The sequence below is a fragment of the Flavobacterium flabelliforme genome, assembly GCF_017948675.1.
Classification (GTDB): Bacteria; Bacteroidota; Bacteroidia; order Flavobacteriales; family Flavobacteriaceae; genus Flavobacterium; species Flavobacterium pygoscelis.
The window spans coordinates 1-4,401 of record NZ_JAGFBU010000015.1 but is presented as its reverse complement, the minus strand read 5'-3'; the positions used below and the strand labels follow the sequence as shown (position 1 = coordinate 4,401).

Annotated in this window: 4 protein-coding genes; all 4 read right to left on the bottom strand. The window is 30.0% G+C overall.

Features of this window, described 5'->3' with window-relative positions; all coding sequences use genetic code 11:
- Nucleotides 1–283: 283 nt before the first annotated feature.
- A complete protein-coding gene (locus J3S90_RS15620) occupies nucleotides 284–1,801 on the bottom strand; it encodes an ArnT family glycosyltransferase (protein ID WP_210646958.1) in 1,518 nt (505 codons plus the stop codon).
- 179 nt (nucleotides 1,802–1,980) lie between these two features.
- A complete protein-coding gene (locus J3S90_RS15615; protein WP_210646957.1) occupies nucleotides 1,981–2,511 on the bottom strand; it encodes a hypothetical protein in 531 nt (176 codons plus the stop codon).
- A 211-nt stretch (nucleotides 2,512–2,722) separates the two neighbouring features.
- Nucleotides 2,723–3,403, bottom strand: coding sequence for a hypothetical protein (locus tag J3S90_RS15610; RefSeq protein ID WP_210646956.1), 681 nt, complete (start codon nucleotides 3,401–3,403; stop codon nucleotides 2,723–2,725).
- Between the two features lie 166 nt (nucleotides 3,404–3,569).
- A partial coding sequence (locus J3S90_RS15605) for a DUF4240 domain-containing protein (RefSeq protein ID WP_236023987.1) occupies nucleotides 3,570–4,401 on the bottom strand: 832 nt, incomplete at its 5' end.

Genomic DNA, 4,401 nt, shown 5'->3' with positions numbered 1-4,401 from the left:
CTGATCAATGATCTTAAGTTTTAAGTCAAATCCAACGGATTTTTTTTGACAGTCTGGTTTCTTTTCTTTCATGTTGTCCTGTAAATAGTTGTTGATTTTTTGTCAACCTATTTCAGGATTTTACACACGGAGCTATTCCTACTAACGTCTCGTGGCTTTGCGAGGTTGCGAACTTCGGAACCGAGTATTTTCTGCTAAGATAAAATTTCTTGCGAAAGATAAACGTGAATTTAGCACTTATTTCGCAATCTCGCAAAACCGCTGTTAGCGGTAGTGCATTTGTTTACTCGAATATTCTTTTTTTAAATTGCTCTTTCATTTTATCGAAGTTTTGTTTGGGCATTTTACAAATATAAATTCTTTGATAAAGCTCTTCTTCGTTTTCCGAATATGGATTGTAAATGGTTCTTACCAATTTTACTTCACCAAAATAGGGACTAAAAAAGTCTCCAACACGATAACTTAATGCAATAATAGTTTCTGGCATTTCCCCTTTTGGTGTCCAACTGTAAAAACTCCCGTGATATGAAAATGCTTTGGGTAAATTATAGTCAATCCGCAACAAATTTATTGCACCTGCTTGTCCATAATGTTTACCCCAAATTAGGCAATTTTGTTTTTCTTTTGCAGGCAAATTATCATGGACCGATTTTAATTCTTGCATCGTTTTACGCCACTTTTCTTTGCTATAATACTCATCATATTTTACTGCATATTTTCCTCCTTCAATGTCTTTCTTTTCAAATGGATAAATTTTTGTGAGATAGCGATTGAAAGAATAAACAGGCATTCCAAAAGGAATTAGTACAATACCTAAAAGTAATAACGTAGTAACTGGATAAATCATCCATTTTCTTTTTGGTAAGATAATTTGTTCCCAAAAAATGGCGCCAAAAGGTATAATTGTTAAAATGATGGGATAAAAATAATAAGGTTTACCGTTTTTAAACGATAGGGAAGCAATAGATAATATGATAGAAAAGGCTAATGGAAGGTTTATTTTTTTATTATTTCTGAAAATATAAATGAATGCTGGAAGAATAATCAGTAAAGAAGTTAAAGGATTTATCTCAATCAACAATCGTCCTAAATTTCCAGCTCGAGAAATATGGTCTAACTGGGTTTCGTAAAGTCTACTAAACATTTGCAATACAGGAAAGTTGTTTACATATTGCCAAATCAAATTGGGAAATAATAGCAAGCCAATTACTATTATGTTTTGCCAAAAATGGAGTTGTATAAGTGATTGGCGCGTTCTTTTAAATAAAAATAGTGAAGATAGTCCGAAAATAAAAAACAAGGCATCGTACTTAACAGAACATCCCAAAATAACAAATGCTGTTAAATTCAACAAACTTCTTTTGTCAAGATATTTAACAAACCTCGTGAGTTGATAAAAACTCAATACCCAAAATAATTGACTGAAAACTACGGGTTGAAAAAGCTGTTGAGAACGACCAAAACTTGGTGCAATGATCATGCAAAAAAGAGCTAAAAATAGTGCTTTATTTTTCCCACCTAATTCAATTGTTGTTTTTGCTACATAGATTAGGATTAATAAACTTGCAATATGTGCGAAAAGATGATGGACGTAAACTGAATTACTACCAAAAAGGTTTTGGATAAATGCAAAAAAACCAATCAATGGTGGGAACTCCATATATCCAAAAGCCAAATGTTTGCCTGCTTCAATATGTAATAATTCATCGCCCTGAAAACCCGAATGACTATCTGCAATTAAATGAAGTATCAATTTTAGAATACAGAAAAAAAGAATTATTAATTTAGTTTGTTTACTCATTTTATTTGTCGTCTATTGCATTTTTTCGTTCTACGTCGGCATTACCGCTAACGTTCTCGCGCCTCGCGCAGTTTGCGACTTACGAAGACGAGTATTTTCGGCTAAACGAAAATACGATAAAAAACGGTAATTCCACTAAATTCGCAAATTGCGCGAGACGTGTGTTAGCAGTAGTGTTTTTATTTTCGTTGTTGTAATTTAATAATTTGTTCTTTGTTTCCACAAATAAATTTTATTGTATTATTTCCCCAACCGTTGGAAATTATTGTATGCTCGTTTTTGAATTTGAATTTTTTTACTCCGCTTTTTTGGTTGTCTTTTTCAGTTACAGATATTATTGGCGTAATTTCTATAATTCTATTTTTCAAACTATCTTTTTGAATTCGTTCAGATAAATGAATTTTTTCAATATTTGGTTCCCAATGACCATCATCAAATTTCATTTTTCCATAAACTGAATACGAAATCAAAGATTTGGAATTGAATAAGTTTAGATTACTTTCAACAATTTCAATTTTTAAGCTATCAATTATTAAATCATCTTGGTATGACCACCAACCAATATTATAAGTTACAGGAATTTCAATTTTGGGTTTTCCAGGTTCGTTTGATAAAATTCCTTTTCTTCCAAAATCTGTTAGATACAAATACGCACAAACAAGAAATAGAAATAAAATAATAATAGCTAATATTTTGATTACTTTTTTCATTTTCGTATTTTCTGTATTTTTGAAAAATTATTTGTTAAAATATTGAATTTCATTATTTTGCGATTCGTTTTTCTAACATTACTGCTAACGTCTTGGCGCTTGGCGTGGTTGGGGACTTTTGAAACCGAGTATTTTCTGCTTAACGTAAAGGTAATAAAAAAACGCTAATTCCACTAAATCCCCAATCACGCCAAACGGCTGTTAGCCGTAGTTATTTGTTCAAGTTCATTAATTCGGTAACAATTTTTCTATTATTTTCTTTTGCAATTTCAATTGATTTTTCTCCATTTAATTCTAAATAGTATGAAGAATAAAATAAATGATTTTTTATGTTCAACCAATTAAGGATAATTATTGTTACATATTTTGGATTATTTACATATTGTTTCATTAAAAGAACCGCAGTTTTACAATTATTATTAATTTTGTAGTCTTCAAGCAGTAAAAATTTGTTAGGTTCTAAATAATTTTCGTTAATATATATGTTTTCTAAAGCATCCTTTATTTTCGCTTTTTTTGTTTCTGTTAGTCTGATATGAGTATTAAAAATTCTGTCTAAATCATTTTGATTGATTTTTAGTTTCTGTTCTTGTTTTCTAATATATACAATTGCAAAATCTTGTAAAATATTCTCGTCAGTTTCAAACTTTTTCAAATCAGTTTTATTTGATAAATAAACCGCATAATGTTTTGTTAGACTATCTAATGAAGTTCTTTCAATCCAATTTTTAACTAATGAAGAATCCTTACATTCTTTCCATTTTTCTAGTTTTGGTATATTAATTTCAATTTCTTCAATTTTATTAAATTCTTGAGTGATTTCAATTTCTTTAATTTCTTTTTTACAACTTATAAACAGTAAAAAAATAATTAATAAATGTTTGTTTTTCATAGGATTACTTTCTTTCGAGGTATAATTACGGCTAACGTCTTGGCGCTTGGCGTGGTTGGGGAGTTTTGAAACCGAGTATTTTCGGCTTAACGTAAAGGTAATAAAAAAACGCTAATTCCACTAAATCCCCAATCATGCCAAACGGCTGTTGGCAGTAGTTTTTTTTTCAGTTAAATACTTTCCACAATTTCGGATAAGTTTTCGGCAATTCTTCTTCTTTCCAATCTGTACCTTTTGTCGGTGGAGCTCCAAAATCATAATCTAAACCTTTTTTGATTGCTACATCTCTTGGAAAACTTTCATTTTCTTCTTTTTTCCCTGTTTTTATTTTATATGCAGAAGTTGCAACATACATTAATCCTTCAAAATTTGTTTCTTCATCTTTGCTTATATTTTCTGCTAAAAATTCAGGATTTTTTAATGTTTCTGTATAGATTTTTTCTCCTTTTCCAATTAACCAACAGCGGAAATATAAATAACTATCATCAGAAACATATCCTTCAATAATTTTCTGCGCTCCCATTATTTTAAATTCATCCGCTTCAATAATCAATTGCCTAAAAATTATTTCAAATTCAATAATTTGCTCAGCACTATAAGTTGATAATTTTTCAACAATTATTTTTTCTTGTTCTAATTTATCGGAATCAGATTTTGCAATTGAATATTCTATTATTTTCCAAAACTCTGACTTATCCATTTTATCGTTTTTTATAAATTCTTTTACTTCAGATTTGTATGTGTTTTTTGAATCGTTCTTTTTTGTTTGTCCACACGAAATAATGGTCAATATTAGAAATATTAAGAATTTATTTTTTTTCATTTGTTGCGTTAGATTACTGAATTCTCTCGGTTTTTTCAAAATTACTGCCAACGTCTTGGCGCTTGGCGTGGTTGGGGACTTTATAGCAGAGTATTTTCTGCCAAAACGAAGATATGATAAAAAAACGCTAATTCCACTAAAACCCCAATCTCGCCAAACGGCTGTTAGCAGATGT